2 pseudogenes are annotated in these 18,267 nt (G+C 62.5%); both read right to left on the bottom strand.

What is annotated here, in order from left to right:
• Window positions 1-172 precede the first annotated feature (172 nt).
• Window positions 173-1,723: pseudogene (locus PUP35_RS21990) on the bottom strand (FG-GAP-like repeat-containing protein); the annotation flags it as partial.
• A gap of 362 nt (window positions 1,724-2,085) precedes the next feature.
• A pseudogene (locus tag PUP35_RS10260) lies at window positions 2,086-18,178 on the bottom strand (Ig-like domain-containing protein); the annotation flags it as partial.
• Between the last annotated feature and the right edge of the window lie 89 nt (window positions 18,179-18,267).

Raw genomic sequence — 18,267 nt, 5'->3', positions numbered from 1 at the left:
TACGTCCTGTCCAGAGCGGTAATTCCGCCCTGAAATGATACCTTTACGGGATGATTAAAAAACGAACGCTTTCTAAACGAGCCCGCAAAATAATCTTGTGAAATATAGGGTTATGACTATTCGTGTAAAGAAATGCCAAAAAGCCGCGAGGATCGCTCCCCGCGGCGTTGTTTTACGCAATTAAGAGCTGATGGTTCGCCAGCAGCGTCGCCAGATCCGTCTGCACGCCGTTCAGCGTCACCAGAGTGGTCGGCGAGAACTGGCCGCCCGTACCGTCCAGGTCAACCTGGATCTCGGTATTGCTGCCGTTCTGCACCACGCGGATGTAATCGCTGATATTGCCCGCGCTGCTGTCCAGCGTGGCCACGCCGTTCACATAGCTCGCCGAGCCCGTGCCGGTATAGCCGCTTCCGGAGAGCAGATCGCGCAGGTCAATACGATCCGTGTCCGCTGTCCCTTCCCAGGTCCCGACCGTAAAGCCGTTCACCACGTCGTGACCGTTACCGCCCGTCGCATCCGACGCGTTGATCAGCTTATAGAGCAACGTATCGTGACCGCCGCTGCCGATGTTGAAGGTGTCATTTCCGCCGCGGCCTTCGAACTGGTTATCACCGCTGTTGCCGGTGATGACGTCGTCGAAATCCGAACCGTTAATCCCTTCAATGTTCAGCAGACGCGTGGTGCCGAACCCGGTGTCCTGCGCGGTTGAGAGGCGCAGGTCAACGGTTACGCCAGACGTCGCATTGCGGTAATCCACCACGTCCATCCCACCGGTGTTGCTCCAGGTGTCATAGTCGGAATGGGTATTCCATCCGCCGGAACCGTTGTAGGTATAGGTGCCGTTTTCCGCGATAAAGGTGTCGTTATACCCGGTCCCGGTAATGGTTCCGCTGTGGCCGCCGGTGGCCGCTTCGGCCGTCAGAACGTAGCCCTCTTTGCCGTTGCCCGCTTCCAGACCGCTCCAGGTGACGTTATCCGACACGCCGTTGGTGATCTTCAGGATCTCAGCCGAATAGGTTTCATTCGGATCCAGCCCGTAGAAGCTCACCAGCGCAGAGGTATCGTTCGAACCGATACCGGACTGGGCGTTGATGATCTGCGAGGCCACCAGCACGCCCGCGGCGTTGTACAGATTGACCGTGTTGCCGTAGTAGGCGTTGATGCCCTCGCTGTCGACAATGTGCAGATGCATCGCGGTGCCGTCAGCAATGGTTTTGCTGTTTTGCACCAGCACCACCTTGCCGTTCTGCTGAGAAACCAGCAGGTCCTGCGCGCCGTCCCAGTTGTAGTCCACAGCCGCCACGCCGGTGACGTTCGCCAGGCCTGAAGCCAGCTGGCTTGAGGTCCAGGTAGAGCCGTAACCGTTGTTGGTGAACAGGGTCGCCGTCTGCGAGCCGCCGTAGGTGCTGAGCTTGACGATGTCCATCTGTCCGTCGCCGTTCCAGTCCACCGCCACAGACAAATAGCCCGCCGCTGCGTTAGAGGCTTCTACCGCGCTCTTGGTGGCCGAGAGCTTCCCGGTACCGTCGTTGTAGTAGATCACCCCGCCGTTGTTGTTGTAGCTGCTGCCCAGGTACAGATCCATGTAGCCATCGCCGTTGAAGTCCGCCCACGTCATGGATGCCGCCGTGGTGGTATTCGAGGCGTTTGCCACAAACACGTTCGTCAGGTTCTGACCGATGGAGAGCGTGCCGTTACCGTTGTTGTTGATCACGGTTAACGAGTACGCGCCGCTGCGGTTGGTGTGCTGGACAATATCCACCGTGCCGTCGTTGTTCAGGTCGACGCCGGAGATTTCACGCATGGTGGTGAATTGCCCCCAGAAACCTGCTCCGCCATTGGTCCCATCCGGCGACAGTACGCCGTTCTTGTTGATCAGGTACGTAATGGAGTCCGCGCCGGAGTCACCGTAGGCCAGATCCAGATAGCCATCGCCGGTTTTATCGTACGCAATCACGCCGCCGTACCAGATGGTAGTACCCATTGCCAGCTGGCTGGCGTTATAGGTGCTGCCATCGTAGGTCCACATCACCTGCGTTGAACCGGCGTAGGTATTTTCCGTCGCGAAAATGTCCTGCGTGCCGTTACGGTCAAAGTCGGCGGCGGTCTGGCTCACCACGTAGTAGTTACGGGTGTTGGTCAGCGTATTGCCGGCATAGGTCGAGCTATCGCTGCTGGAGTATGACTGACCGTTAGCGATGATATTCCACAGACCGCTGCTGTTCATGCCGAGGGTCATGGTGGAGTTGTTGCTGTTCCCCGCCGTGGTTGCCCAGTCGGTATTCACCGAGGTGGTATCAATCACCAGGCTGCCGGTCGCCGTACCCGTGGTATTGCCGTTACCCGCGCTGCTCTTCACCTGCGCGGTCACGCTGTAGCTCGCCACGCTCAGCGCATCGCCGTCCGGGATCTGCAGATACCAGGTGTTGTGAGCCGGGTCGACCACCACCGCACCGCCGGTCTGGGAGGTGTAGGTTTTGCCGTTCACCGTCACCACCAGATATTCACCGTTCACCAGGTCAGCGGAGACGGTACCGGTGACGATCGGCGTAGTGTCCGACGTGGTCTGCGCGGTGATCGCCGCCGTGGTGGTCGGGATGCTGGTATCGACGTTCAGCACAAAGCCGTCGGATTCCGTGTAGTTACCGGCCCTGTCGGTGACGCGCACGATATAGGTGTGATTCCCGTCGCTCAGGCCGTTGTCCTGGAAGGACCAGCTCGCGCTGCCGTTCATGGTCACCTGGCCGAGCAGAACCCCGTCACGGTAGAGCTGCACGATCTCGCCGTCATCCGGGGCACGGTTCAGCGTCCCGTTGATCAGCGGCGAGTTATCGTCCGTTGCCACCGCGCTGCCAAAGGTGCCCTGACGCTCGCCTTCGCCGTCGGTGTAGCTCACGACCGTACCGACCGTGGTCGGCGGCGTGGTGTCTACCGTGACGACCTGAGACGCGGTCGAACCCACGTTGCCCGCCTGGTCGATAATCCGCACCTGGTAGGTGTAGTCGCCGTCAGGCAGATCGCGGGTATCGGTGTAGCTCCAGCGCTGGTTGGTGACCGTGGTATCGAGCCACGTATTCCCGCCGTCCAGGCTGATCTGGACGCGCTCGTCGCTTGCCAGCGCGCTGCCCAGCGAACCGTTAATGGTCAGCGTGGTGTCCATGGTGATGAAATCACTGCCGGACTGGCCGGTATCTTCGCTGATGCTGTCGATGGTGACGCCGTACTGCGGCGCCTGGGTATCCACCGTCACCGCCTGCGAGGTGGTTGCCCCAACGTTCCCCGCCACATCGACGACCCGTACCTGATAGTTGTGGCTGCCGTCGGTCAGGGTACGCGTGTCGCTGTAGCTCCACTGCGTGCCGCTCACGGTGGCGTATACCCAGGTGCTGCCGCCGTCCATGCTCACCTGCACGAATTCACCCGCGCCGAGTTCTGCGCCGAGCGTTCCGTGCAGCGTGTACGAGGTCGAACTGGTCAGGAAGTCGTTATTGTCGAAGCCGGTATCCACGGTGATGTTATCCACGGTCACCGTAATCGCCGCATCCGGGGCGACCGTATCGACGGTCACCTGCTGATGGGCGCTGGCGCCCACGTTACCGGCCGCATCCACCACGCGAACGTAGTAGTCATAGGTCTGGTTACCCAGCGTGCGGCCGTCCACGTAGTACCAGCTGTTGCCGGTGACAATCACGTTCTGCCAGGTGACGCCGCCGTCGATGCTGATCTGCGCGTATTCGCCGTCGGCCAGCGTCGCGCCGAGCGAGCCGTGCAGCGTCAGGGACGTGTCGCGAGTGATAAAGTCGCTGCTGCTCAGGCCGGTATCGTCGCTGATGCTGTCGATGGCGATCGTTTTGCTGGCGTCCGGCGCAACGGTATCAATGGTCACCACCTGGCTGGCGATGGCGCTGATGTTGCCCGCATCGTCAATCACGCGCAGCTGGTAGTTGTAATCTCCGTCGGCCAGCGTGCGGCCATCGACGTACGTCCAGCTCAGGCCGCTGACGCTGACGTCGGTCCAGGTGACGCCGCCGTCAAGGCTGATCTGCGCGTGGTCGCCGCTGCCCAGCGCCGCGCCGAGCGTGCCTTTAAGGCTGATCTGGTTGTCGCTGGTGATAAAGTCGCTGCCGGACAGACCGGTATCCTGCGTAATGGAATCCACGGTAATGGTGGTTGCCGCAGGCTTCGTCAGATCAATCACCACGTCCTGGCTGTCCGTTGCCCCCACGTTGCCCGCGTTATCAATCACGCGGACCTGGTACTGATACGTACCGTCCGTCAGGGTGCGGCCATCGGCGTAGCGCCAGGTGGTGCCGGTCACGGTCAGGTCAATCCAGGTGACGCCGCCGTCGAGGCTGATCTGCGCCTTCTCGTTATTGCCGAGCTGCGCGGTCAGCGAGCCGTTGACGACGACCTGGCTGTCGTTGGTGATGAAATCCGTTGCGCTCAGGCCGGTATCGTTTTGCAGCGAATCAATACTTATCCCCATCGACGGCGCGGTGAGATCCACCGTGACGGTATGGTTATCGCTGGCGCTGTTGCCGATGGTGTTGCTCACCTGGGCGTTAATCACGTACGAGCCGCCGTCTGCCAGCGCAGTCACGTCAGCGCTGCCCACCGTGTAGCTCCAGGTGCCATCATTCTGGACGGTAGCCGCATAGGTTTTACCGTTCAGCGTGATGGTCACCGTCTGGCCTGCAGGCGCGTCGGTGGTACCGCTGATGACCAGCGGCGTGCCGTGCTCGGCGGCGTTGACGATATCGTCCTGCGCAAAGGTGTTGATGGTGATGGTTGGGACATCGCCGTTCAGCGTCACGCCGTGCGTTGCGCTGCCCGGGTTGCCCGCCTTATCGTTCACCGAAGCGGTGATGGTGTACTCCCCGTCGCTCAGGCCGAGGAAATCACGGCCCGGCACGAAGACCGACCACGATCCGTCCGCCCCGACGGTCGCCTGATAGCTGTGCCCGTTGAAGGAGACGGTCACCGTCTGGCCCTGTTCCGCCGTGGTCGTACCACGGATCGTCTGGCCCGCCAGCTGCTCCGCGTTGTTGACGATATCGTCATCGGCCACGGTGCTGATGGTCACGGTTGGCGCAACGGTGTCTACCGTTAAGGTGTGCGTGGTCTGGCCGTTGTTACCGGCTTTGTCGTTGACCGAGGCGGTGACCGTCAGCGCGCCCTGGCTAAGGGCAGCCAGATCGGCCGCCGGCACGTCGAGCGTCCAGGTGCCGTCGCTGCCGACAAGCGCAGTATAGGTTTTGCCGCCCAGCGTCACGGTAACGGTCTGACCCGCCTCCGCGCTGGAAGAACCGTGCACGGTCAGCGGCTGCTGCGCTTCCGCGGCGTTCAGCATGTCGTCAACCGACAGCGTCCCAATGCTCACCACCGGCGCAGTGGTATCCACGCTGATAGTATGCGTTGCGGAGGCGCTGTTGCCCGCGCTGTCCTGTGCCGATACGGACACCTGATAGCTGGCGCCATCGGCCAGGGCGCTGACGTCTGCAACCGGTACGGTAGTCGTCCAGGTGCCGTCGCTCTGAATGGTGGCCGTATAGCTCTTGCCGTTCAGGGTCACGGTGACCTGGGTCCCGCTGGCGAACTGCGCGCTGGAGCCGTTAATCACCAGTGACGAACCGGCTTCAGCCGCGTTGATGACGTCGTCACCGCTAACGGTGTTCACCGTCAGCGCCACGGAGGCGGTGTTGACCACCACGTCATGGGTCTGGGTGCTGCTGTTACCCGCGCTGTCGGTAATGGTTGCGCTGAGGGTCACGGTGCCGTCGGTCAGGGCGGAAATCACGCTGGCCGGAACGCCCACGCTCCAGTTGCCGCTGGCGTCAACGGTGGTGGTGTACTGGTGCGAACCGAGGGTGATAACTACTTTATCCCCGACGTTCGCGCCGGTTGCCGACCCGCTGACGATCTGCGCCTGGCCGTGCTCCACGCTGTTAATCACGTCATCGCCCGCGACAACGTTAAAGCTGACGGTCGGCGGCGTGGTATCAAGCGTAATTGTTTTGCCCGCGCTGCCCGGGTTACCCGCGGCGTCGCTCACGCTCGCCTGCACGTTGTAGCCGTTATCCGCCAGCGTGGAGAGGTCGCTGCCCGGAACGTTAACGCTCCAGATGCCGCCCTGCTGCACCTGCGCGGTATAGCTCTTACCGCCCAGCGTCACGGTGACCGTCTGACCGACCTCTGCCGTAGTGGTGCCGGAGATGGCAACGCCCGCAGCCGCTTCGCTGGCGTTAATCACGTTATCGCCTGCAACCGTATCAATGGTCACGGTTGGTGCGGTGGCGTCCACGCTGTACTCACGCCCCGCCGACGCGCTGTTGCCGTGCGCGTTGGTGACGCTCACCTGCACGCTGGCATCGCCGTCCTTCAGGCCCGCGAGATCCGCAGACGGCACGGTGGCCGTCCAGTTACCGTCAGCATCCACCTTCGCGGTGTAAGTCTTGCCGCCGAAGGTAACGGTAACGGTCTGGTTTTCCTCCACGTTCGAAGTGCTGCCGGAGAGCACCAGATCCGCGCCTTTTTCCGCCGCGTTAATCACGTCGTCGGTGGCAATCGCATCGATGCTGATAGCCACCGACGCCAGGTCGACGGTCACGTCATGGCTGATGGTCACCGGGTTGCCCGCCGCGCTCTGGCCTGCAACGGTCACGGTGACCGTGCCTGCTGCGAAGGCCGCGACGTCTGCCGCCGGGATCGCCGCGCTCCAGGAGCCGTCTGCCAGCACGGAGGCCGCATAGGTTTTGCCATTGACGGTCACGGAGAGCGTTGTGCCTGCCGCCAGCCCGTCGCTGGTGCCGGAGACGATCAGGTTTTGAGTATGTTCGATGCTATTGATCACATCGTCGCCCGCCACGGTATCAACGCGCAGGCCCGGCAGGCTGGCGTCGATAGCGATTTCGCGCTCGCCGGTCCCGGTGTTGCCATGGCCGTTGGTGACGGTGGCTGACACGGTCAGGTCACCGTTGCCCAGCGCCGTCAGGACGGACTCCGGCACATTGACGGACCAGGTCAGATCGCTCTGCACCGTCGCGGTGTAGGTGTTGCCACCAATGGTCACGGTGACGGTATTGCCCGCCTCCGCGTTCGTTACCTTGCCGCTGAGGGTCTGGCCCGCGGCCACTTCCGCCGCGTTGATGACGTTATCGCCCGCCACGGTGTTGATGGTGACGGTCGGCAGCGCGGTATCCACCAGCAGGTTCGCGGTGTTGCTCACGCTGTTGCCCACGCCGTTGGTGGCGCTCGCGCTCAGGGTGTAATTCGCTTCGCCCAGACCCGCCAGATCCGCTGCCGGAACGGTCAGGCTCCAGGTGCCGTCTGCCGCCGTCGTGGCCGCGTAGTTTTTGCCGTTCAGGGTCACGGTCACCACGGTGCCTTCCGCCAGGTTGGCGCTGGTGCCGCTGACGCTCAGGTCCTGACCTTTTTCTACCGCGTTCAGCACGTTATCGCCGCTGATGGCGTTGAAGCTGACCGAAGGCAGACCGGTATCGACGGTCACGTTATGGCTGCCGCTACCGGTGTTGCCCGCCGCGTCGGTAACCGACGCGGTGACGGTCACGGTGCCGTCGCTGAGGCCGGAAATCACGCTCGCCGGGACGCCCACGCTCCAGTTCCCCGCCGCGTCCAGCACGGTGGTGTACGTCTGGCCGCCGATGGTGACGGTCACCTTATCGCCCGCTGCCGCGCCGGTGGCGGTGCCGCTGATGATGTGCGCCTGGCTGTGTTCTGCGAGGTTAATCACGTCATCGCCCGCCACGGTATTGATGGTCACCGCAGGAACGGTCACGTCCACCGTCAGAGTGTGATCAACCGACGCCGGGTTGCCCGCCTTGTCGCTTACCGATGCGGTAACGGTCACGCTGCCGTCCGTCAGGGCCGCAACATCGGCCGCCGGGACGTTGAGCGTCCAGCTGCCGTCCGCGCTGACGGTTGTGGTGTAGTCTTTGCCGTTCAGCGACACGGTCACCGTCTGGCCAGCTTCTGCAGAGCTGGTACCGGACACGGTCAGATCGCTCTTCGCTTCGGCGGCATTGAGAATGTCGTCCGTCGCCAGGGTATTAATCGTGACGGTCGGCGCGGTGGCATCCACGCTGTACTCACGTCCCGCCGAGGCGCTGTTGCCGTTGACGTTGGTGACGCTCACCTGCACGCTGGCATCGCCGTCCTTCAGGCCAGCCAGATCCGCAGACGGTACGGTCCAGGTCCAGCTGCCGCTGTCGTCCACCGTGGTGGTGTAGATTTTGCCGTTCAGGCTGATGGTCACGGTCTGCCCGGCTTCCACGTTGGTGGTCGCACCGGACAGCACCAGATCCGCGCCCTTCTCCGCCGCGTTAATCACGTCGTCGGTCGCAATCGCATTGATGCTGATGGCAACGGTCGCCAGATCTACCGTCACATCGTGGCTGATGGTAATCGGGTTACCCGCTGAGCTGTCGCCGGTCACGCTGATTTTGACGGTGCCTTCCGGCCACGCGCTCACGTCGGTAGACGGAACAGCCGCACTCCAGGAGCCGTCCGCCAGCACCGTGGCCGCATAGTCTTTGCCGTTGATGGTGACGGTCAGCGCCGTGCCCGGCGCCAGCCCGTCGCTGGATCCGCTGACGATCAGGTTTTGAGTATGTTCGATGCTGTTGACCACGTTGTCGCCCGCCACGGTATCGACGCGCAGGCCCGGCAGGTTAGCGTCGATAGCGATTTCGCGCTCGCCGGTACCGGTGTTGCCGTGGCCGTTGGTGACGGTCGCCGTTACGCTCAGGCTGCCGTTACCCAGCGCGGTCAGCACGTCAGACGGCACGTTGACGGACCAGGTCAGATCGCTCTGCACCGTCGCGGTGTAGGTGTTGCCGCCAATGGTCACGGTGACGGTGTTGCCCGCTTCGGCATTCGCAACGGTGCCGCTCAGGGTCTGGCCTGCCGCCACTTCCGCCGCGTTAATGACGTTATCGCCCGCCACGGTGTTGATGGTGACCGTTGGCAGCGCGGTGTCCACCAGCAGGTTCGCGGTGTTGCTCACGCTGTTGCCCACCCCGTTGGTGGCGCTCGCGTTCAGGGTGTAGTTGGCCTGACCCAGACCCGCCAGATCCGCCGCCGGAACCGTCAGGCTCCAGGTGCCGTCTGCCGCCGTCGTGGCCGTGTAGTTTTTGCCGTTCAGGGTCACGGTCACCACGGTGCCTTCCGCGAGGTTGGCGCTGGTGCCGCTGACGCTCAGGTCCTGACCTTTCTCCACCGCGTTCAGCACGTTATCGCCGCTGATGGCGTTGAAGCTGACCGAAGGCAGACCGGTATCGACGGTCACGCTATGCGTGCCGGTGCCGGTGTTGCCCGCCGCGTCGGTAACCGACGCGGTGACGGTCACGGTGCCGTCGCTGAGGCCGGAAATTACGTTCGCCGGGACGCCCACGCTCCAGTTCCCCGCCGCGTCCAGCACGGTGGTGTACGTCTGGCCGCCGATGGTGACGGTGACCTTATCGCCCGCAGCCGCGCCGGTGGCGGTGCCGCTGATGATTTGCGCCTGGCCGTGTTCTGCGATGTTAATCACGTCATCGCCCGCCACGGTATTGATGGTCACCGCCGGGACGGTGATATCTACCGCCAGGTTGTGATCCACGGACGCCGGGTTACCCGCCTTGTCGCTGACTGATGCGGTAACGGTGACGCTGCCGTCGGTTAATCCTGCCAGATCGGCCGCCGGAACGTTCAGCGTCCAGCTGCCGTCCGCGCTGACGGTTGTGGTGTAGTCTTTGCCGTTCAGCGATACGGTGACCGTCTGGCCCGCTTCGGCGGTGCTGGTGCCGGAAACCGTCAGATCGCTCTTCGCTTCGGTGGCATTGAGAATGTCGTCCGTCGCCAGGGTATTGATGGTCACGGACGGTGCGGTCGCATCCACGCTGTACTCGCGGCCCGCCGAGGCGCTGTTGCCGTTGACGTTGGTGACGCTCACCTGCACGCTGGCGTCGCCGTCTTTCAGACCCGCCAGATCGGCCGCTGGCACCGTGGTCGTCCACTTGCCGTCGGCGCCTACGGTCGCGGTGTAGCTTTTGCCGCCGAAGGTGATGGTGACGGTCTGGTTTTCTTCGACGTTTGAGGTAGTGCCTGAGAGCACCAGATCCGCGCCCTTCTCGGTCGCGTTAATCACGTCATCGGTGGCGATGGCGTCAATGCTGATGGCAACGCTCGCCAGATCCACCGTTACATCGTGGCTGATGGAAACCGGGTTACCGGCGCTGCTCTGGCCCGCAACGGTTACGGTGACCGTGCCTGCATTCAGCGCACCCACGTCCGCGGCCGGGATCGCCGCGCTCCAGGTGCCGTCCGCCAGCACGGTCGCCGGATAGGTTTTGCCGTTTACGGTCACGGTCAGCGCCGCGCCTGCCATCAGCCCGTCGCTGGAACCGGTGATAATCAGGTTCTGCCCGTGTTCGATGCTGTTGATCACGTCGTCACCCGCCACGATATCCACGCGCAGGCCCGGCAGGTTAGCGTCGATCGTGATATCGCGCTCAGCGGATCCGCTGTTGCCGACGCCGTTGGTCACGCTGGCTGACACCGTCAAATCGCCGTTGCCCAGCGCCGTCAGAACAGATTCAGGGACATCGACGGACCAGGTGAGATCGCTCTGCACCGTTGCGGTGTAGATGTTACCGCCAATGGTCACAGTCACGGTGTTGCCCGCTTCGGCATTCACCACCTTACCGCTGATGGTCTGGCCGGCTGCCAGCTCTGCCGCGTTAATGACGTCGTCGCCCGCAATGGTGTTAACGATCACGCCCGGAAGAACGGACTCCACGTTCACGGTGTGCGACGCGCTGGTGCTGTTACCGACGCCGTCCGTCGCCGAGGCGGTGACGGTGTAAAGCGCCTCGCCCAGCTGACCGACTTCGCTCGCCGGAACGGTGGTGGTCCATTTTCCGCTATCGTCCACCTGCGCACTGTACGCTTTGCCATTGAGCATCACGGTCACCACCGCGCCTGCCGCCAGGCCGAAAGCCGTACCGGAGAGGGTCAGATCCTGGGTTTTCTCAGTATTGTTGATTACATCGTCACCGGAAACGGTGTCAATGGTCAGCCCCGGCGCGGTCAGGTTCACCTCTACGCCGTGCGTGGCGCTGTTGCTGTTGCCGGCTTTATCGGTCAGCGCCGCGGTGATGGTGTAATCCCCGGCGGCCAGCGCGGTTACGTCCGCCGCAGGCACGCCAACGCTCCAGTTGCCGGAGGCGTCGAGAGTGGCGGTGTACGATTTGCCGTTGAGGGTGACGGTGACCACATCGCCCGCCGCCGCGCCGGTCACGGAACCGGTGACAATCAGGGCCTGCGCATGCTCGGCGCTGTTGATCACGTCGTCGTCGGAAACGGTGTGAATGGTCAGCTGTGGAACGGTGGTATCAACCAGCACGTCGCGATCCGCGGAGGCCGGGTTGCCCGCTTTATCCGATACGGCGGCGCTGACGGTGTAGTTTCCGTCGGCAATCGCGCCCAGATCGGCGGACGGTACGGTCACGCTCCAGCTGCCGTTAGCCTCAACGGTGGTGGTGTAGTCCACGCCGTTCAGGGTCACGGTGACGGTCTGACCCGCTTCGGCGTTGGTGACGCCGTTAATCACCAGATCCTGCTGCGCTTCGGCCGCATTGATAATGTTATTGTCGCTGACGATCTCGATAGACACCGTCGGCGCGGTAGCGTCCACGCTGTACTCGCGGCCCGCCGAGGCGCTGTTGCCGTTCACGTTGGTGACGCTCACCTGCACGCTGGCATCGCCGTCCTTCAGGCTGCCCAAATCGGCGGACGGCACGGTAGCCGTCCAGTTGCCGTCGGCATCGACCGTCGCGGTGTACGACTTGCCGCCGAAGGTGATGGTGACGGTCTGGTTTTCTTCCACGTTGGTGGTGGAGCCGGACAGCACCAGGTCCGCGCCTTTCTCCGCCGCGTTAATCACGTCGTCAGAGGCAATCGGGTTAATGCTGATGGCGACTGCCGCCAGATCCACCTTCACGTCATGGCTGATGGAAACCGGATTGCCCGCCGCGCTCTGGCCGTCCACGGTCACGGTGACCGTGCCCGCATTCAGCGCGCTGACGTCTGCCGCCGGAATGGCCGCCGTCCAGGTCCCGTCCGCCAGCACGGTTGCGGCGTAGGTTTTACCATTGACGGTCACCGTTAACGCTGCGCCCGCTGCCAGGCCTTCGCTGGAACCGGTGATAATCAGGTTTTGCGCGTGCTCGATGCTGTTGATGACATCGTCGCCCGCCACGGTGTCGACGCGCAGGCCAGGCAGGTTAGCGTCTATCACGATTTCGCGCTCGCCGGTTCCGGTGTTGCCGTGGCCGTTGGTGACGCTGGCTGACACGGTCAGATCGCCGTTCCCGATGGCGGTTAAGACCGTGGACGGCACGTTGACCGACCAGCTCAGATCGTCCTGAACCGTCGCCGTATAAGTATTGCCGCCGATGGTAACGGTGACAGTGTCACCGATCGCCGCGCCGCTCACTTTCCCGCTCAGGGTCTGTCCGGCAGCCACTTCCGCCGCGTTAATAACGTCGTCCGTGGCGACCGGGTTGATGGTGACCTGCGGCAGCGCGCTGTCGACCAGCACGCTGTGACCGGTGCCCGCGCTGTTGCCCGCGGTGTCGGTTACGCTCGCCGTCACCACGTAGCTCGCTTCGCCCAGCGCGGAGACGTTTGCCGCCGGAACGGTCACGCTCCAGTTCCCGCTCGCGTCGGCGGTGGCCGTATAGCTGATGCCGTTCAGCGTCACCGTAATGGCGGTTCCTTCCGGCTGGTTGCTGGTGCCGGACACCTGCAGATCCTGGCCTTTCTCGGTCGCGTTGATCACGTCGTCAGCCGCCAGGGTATTGATGGCAATGACCGGCGCGGTCAGGGAGACGTCAAACTCGTGCGTCGCGGTGGTGCTGTTACCGGCTTTGTCGGTGAGGGTCGCAGAAATCGTCTGCTCACCGTTGACCAGCGCGCCCACGTCCGCCGCCGGAACGCCCAGGCTCCAGCTGCCGGACGCGTCCAGCATGGCGGTGTAATCTTTACCATTCAGGGTCACGGTGATCGCGTCACCCGCCTGCGCGCCCGTCACCTTACCGGAGACGATCAGCGCCTGGCCGTGCTCGGCAATATTGATGATGTCATCGCCCGCAACGATGTTGAATGAAATCTGCGGTACGGTGGTGTCCACCAGCACCGATGAGCCCGCGCTGGCCGGGTTACCTGCTTTATCGGACACGGATGCCGTGACCGCCGCGCTGCCATCGGTGATGCCCGCCAGATCCGCCGCAGGCACGTCCAGCGTCCAGCTGCCGTCCGCCTGCACCTGCGCGCTGTATTGATTGCCGTTGAAGGTCACGGTGACCGTCTGGCCCGCTTCGGCAGTAGAGGTCCCGCTCAGGGTCAGATCCTGCGCCGCCTCTGCCGCATTCAGCATGTTATCGCCGCTGATGGTGTTGATGGTCACCGTCGGCGCGGTGGTGTCGACGCTGAATGCCTGCGCCGAAGACGCGGCGTTGCCGTTCACGTTGGTGACGCTAACCTGAACGCTGGCGTCGCCGTCTTTCAGGCCGCTCAGATCGGCAGCCGGAACGGTCCAGGTCCAGTCGCCGTTGCCATCCACCGTCGTGGTGTAGGTTTTCCCTGCGAAGGTGATGGTCACGGTCTGGCCCGCTTCAACACTGGAAGTGGTGCCGGACAGCACCAAATCCTGGCCTTTTTCCGCCGCGTTAAGCACGTTGTCGTCGGTCACGCTGTTGATGGTGATGGCGACCGGCGCGAGATCGACGTCCACGACGGTCCCGATGGTTACCGGGTTGCCAGAAGCATCCTGCGCGCTTGCCTTGATATCCAGCGAGCCATCCGCCCACTGGGACACGTCCGCTGCAGGTACCGCTGCCTGCCAGGTGCCGTCCGCCAGCACCGTTGCGGAATAGGCTTTGCCGTTGATGGTCACGGTCACGGCGCTGCCCGCCGCCAGATCGGTGCTGGTGCCGGACACAATCAGGTTCTGCGCGTGTTCAATCACGTTGATCACGTCGTCGCCTGCGACCGTATCAATACGCAGTCCCGGAAGCTGGGCGTCGATGGTGAAGTCGAGCGAAGAGGAACCGGTATTGCCGTGCGCGTTAGTGACGCTGGCCGATACGGTGAGATCCCCGTTGCCGAGCGCGGTGAACTGGCTCTCGCTTAACGGCAGGCTCCAGGTCAGATCGTCCTGTACGGTAGCCGTGTATGTCTGGCCGCCAAGGATAATCGTGACAGTGTCACCTGGCGCCGCGTTCGTGACCTTACCGGTCAGGGTTTGCCCTGCCGCCACTTCCGCCGCGTTAACGATATTGTCGCCCGCCAGCGTGTTAATCGTCACCACCGGCAGCGAGCTGTCTACCAGCACATCGTGTGAGGCTGAGGCGCTGTTGCCTACGCTATCGGTGACGTTCGCCGTCACGGTGTAATTCGCTTCGCCCAGCGCCAGCACGTTTGCCGCCGGTACGGTCGCGCTCCAGTTGCCGCTGGCGTCAGCGGTGGCCGTGTACTGAATGCCGTTCAGGGTCACCGTAATAGTCGTGCCTTCCGGCTGGTTGCTGGTGCCGGAAATCTGCAGATCTTCGCCTTTCTCGGTCGCGTTAATCACGTCGTCCGCCGCCAGCGTGTTGATACCGATGACAGGCGTCACGGTATTCACCACCACATCCAGCGAACTGCTTCCGGTATTGCCGGATCTGTCGGTCACGGAGACGTCAACTGTCCAGGTGCCGTCAGCCAGCCCCTGCACGACGGACGCCGGCAGGCCAAGGCTCCAGTTGCCCGCCGCATCCACCACGGTGGTGTAATCGACGCTGTTAATGGTGATGGTCACCAGATCGCCCGCTGCCGCGCCGGTGACGGAGCCGCTCAGGACCTGCGCCTGTGAATGGGCGAGCTGGTTAACGGTGTTGGTGTCGGTGACAAAGCTGTTGATGGTCACCTGCGGCACGGTCGCGTCCACCAGACCCACGCGGTCGGCGCTGCTGGTGTTGCCCGCCACGTCGCTCACGGTGGCCGTCACGGTAACGATGCCATCGTTGAGGGCACCGACATCAGCCGCCGGGACGCTCAGCTGCCAGGTACCGTCCGTCTGGACCGTAGTCTGATACGTTTTGCCGTTCAGCGTCACGGTAACCGTCTGGCCCGGTTCCGCACTGCTGCTACCGCTTAACAGTAAATCCTGCTGCGCTTCAGCCGCGTTGATGATGTTATCGGCGGTCAGGTTATCGAGCGTAATCGCCGGCGGCAGCGTATCCACCGTGACCACGCGCGACGCGTCGGCACTGTTGCCGTTGACGTTAGTGACGCTGACGCTCACCTGCGCGCGCCCGTCAATCAGAGTTTCCATGGCGCTGGCGGGCACGGTCAGGCTCCAGGAGCCGTCCTGCTGCACCTGCGCGGTGAAGGTCTGGTCGGCGAATTTAACCACCACGGTCTGCCCCGCCTCTACACCCTGCGTCTGGCCGGAAAGGGTTAAATCGGCGCCTTTTTCTGCCGCATTCAGCAGGTCGTCGCCGGAGACGGTATCAATGGTGACCGCCACGGCGTTCAGATCCAGTTCAATCGGGTGTTCAGCCGCAACGTTGTTGCCCCAGGCATCTACCGCGCTGACGCTAACCGTGATGCCTCCCGCGCTCCAGGCCTGCAGGTCCGCCGCCGGAACGCCGATCTGCCAGTGGCCGCTGGCGTTCACCGCGGTAACGTACTCAACGTTGTTGATGGTGACGATAATCTGCGTGCCCGCTGCCAGATGGGTGCTGGAGCCGGTGACGCTCAGATCCTGCTGTTGCTCAATGGCGTTGATCACGTCATCGCCGGAAATGGTGTTTACGCGCAGGCCCGGCAGTTCAGCATTGATATTGATATCGCGCTCGCCGGTGCCGGTATTGCCGTGCCCGTTGGTCACCGACGCGGTAAAGGTTAAATCCCCGTCGCCGAAGGCCTGAAGATCCGCTGACGGAATTTTCACGCTCCAGGTCAGGTCGCTGCCAACCGTTGCGGTGTAGCTCTTGCCGCCCACGGTGACAGATACGGTGTCGCCCGCCGCCGCGCCGGTGACGCGACCGCTGAGGGTTTGATCGACGCCCGCTTCGGCGTTATTGACCAGGTTGTCGCCCGCAAAGGTGTTGATAATGACCTGCGGAAGTACGGTATCCACCAGCAGCGTCGCCCCGGCAGAGCCGCCGTTACCCACGCTGTCGGTACCGCTGACGCTGACGGTGTAAAGGGTGTTCGCCAGATTCAGCACGTCGGAAACCGGCACCTGGACCGCCCAGATACCGTTTTCAACTGTGGTCTGATAGCTGACGTTGTTCAGCGTCACGGTGATGGTGCTGCCGTCAGGCAGGTTGCTGGTGCCTGTGAGGCTCAGCGGCTGCATTGCCTCCTGAGCATTCAGCACGTTGTCCTGGCTGATGGCGTCAATCGTAAATTCTGGCGGGTTTCCGCTCAGCGTAATATCGTGCGTGGCGCTGCCGGTGTTGCCTGCCGCGTCGGTCACGGAAACTGAAATCGTATGGTTACCTTCTCCCAACGCGCCCAGCACGGACGCCGGAACGCCTACGCTCCAGCTGCCGTCCGCCAGCACCACGCTGGTGAAAGACTGTCCGCCAACGGTCACGGTGACCACATCGCCTGCCGACACGCCGCTCGCCTGCCCGGAAATAATCTGCGCCTGCCCCTGCTCGCTGATATTGAGGGTATCGTCGCCCGCCACGGTATCGATAGTGACGACCGGCGCAGTGGTATCAACCGTGAAATCTCCCGTCACGGACGTACCGTTGCCCGCTTTGTCGCTAACGTTAACCGTCAGAGTGTGATTGCCCTCGTTGAGCGCCTGCACGTCGTTCGCTGCAAGCGTGACGGACCAGGTGCCGTCGCTACCCACCGTAGCGTTATAGTTTTTACCGTTCAGCGTGACCGTGACGATCTGACCGGCTTCCGCATTCGTTTTACCGGTCAGGGTCAGCGGCTGATTGTGCTCAGCCGCATTAATGATGTTGTCCTGCGCGAGGGTATCGACAGAGAGGGTTGGTGCGGTGGTATCCACGCCGATCGTCTGGCTGCCGCTCACGGTATTACCCGCCGCGTCTTTGCCGCTGACGTTAATCGTCCAGGTGCCGTCGCCCAGCGCCTGCGCGTCTGCTGCAGGCACGTTCACGCTCCACGCGCCGTCTGCCCCGACTTCAGCCGCGTAGGTTTTGCCGTTCAGCGTTACGGTAAGTACGGTACCCTGCGCCAGGTTTTTGCTGGCTCCGGAAACCGTAAAGCCCGCGGATTGTTCGCTGGCGTTCAGCACGTTATCGCCCGCCGTGGTGGCAAGCGTAATGGCGGCATCGGCGGTTGAAACCGTCACGGTGATACTGCCCGCAGAGGTGGTTTTACTGCCGTCGATCTGCACGACCGACCAGGTGTGCTCCCCGTCCGTCTGGGTCGGTAACATTACCGTCCACGTGCCGTCTTTGCCGACCATCGTGCTCGCAATGGTGCTGCCGCTGCTGTCTTTGACCTGGATGGTCGCGCCCGGCTGACCGGTACCGCTAAAGGTTGGGTTGCTGTCGTCTGTGATCTCGTTTGCGCTCAGCACGCCCTGCTTGTCACCCGCTTTATCCGACAGCAGGAAGGTTGGCGTGGCGCTTTCCACCTCTTTCGTATTATCAATAACTTTTGTCTTAGTTTCGCCGTCGCCGCCGTTTGCCAGCAGCGCCCCGATGGCACCGCCACCTAATGCAGCTCCCGCAATCCAGCCCCACGGCGCGTCGCTTAAGACGCTTTCCTGTTCAAGGAAAGGTTGAATGCTGCTAATCGGTGTGGCCTGAGCGGTTAACTCGGTCACCGCAGCGCCTGACGCGTCCCCGGCATCGGCAAAAGAAATATGCGTCAGTTCCTGACGATCGTTGAATACCAGCTCTGACTGAGTATGCGTTTCAGGATCTTCAACAAAATAGTTATTGCAGCGAATAACGCTGCCATCTTTCATATAAATAAGGAGGTCTTTACCCTGGCGGACATAGCGCACCACATCCTGAGCAGAACCCTGGATTTCAATCACGCTCGGGGATGAAATAGAGACCGACAGATTTCCTTCGCCGGTTAATTTCGTTTTCTCCGCCGTTTTGCGAATGATGACATCAACAACTTTTATGTTACTCATATTCTTCTCCTTGCAGGTGTACGGATTCCTGTGGATATGTCCACCAGATGGATGTAGCTATCCCTGGGAAAAAACACCCATTATTTTCA

This window comes from Enterobacter sp. S-33, from assembly GCF_028735835.1.
GTDB lineage: Bacteria > Pseudomonadota > Gammaproteobacteria > Enterobacterales > Enterobacteriaceae > Enterobacter > Enterobacter vonholyi.
This window is presented reverse-complemented; position numbering and strand designations above follow the sequence as displayed.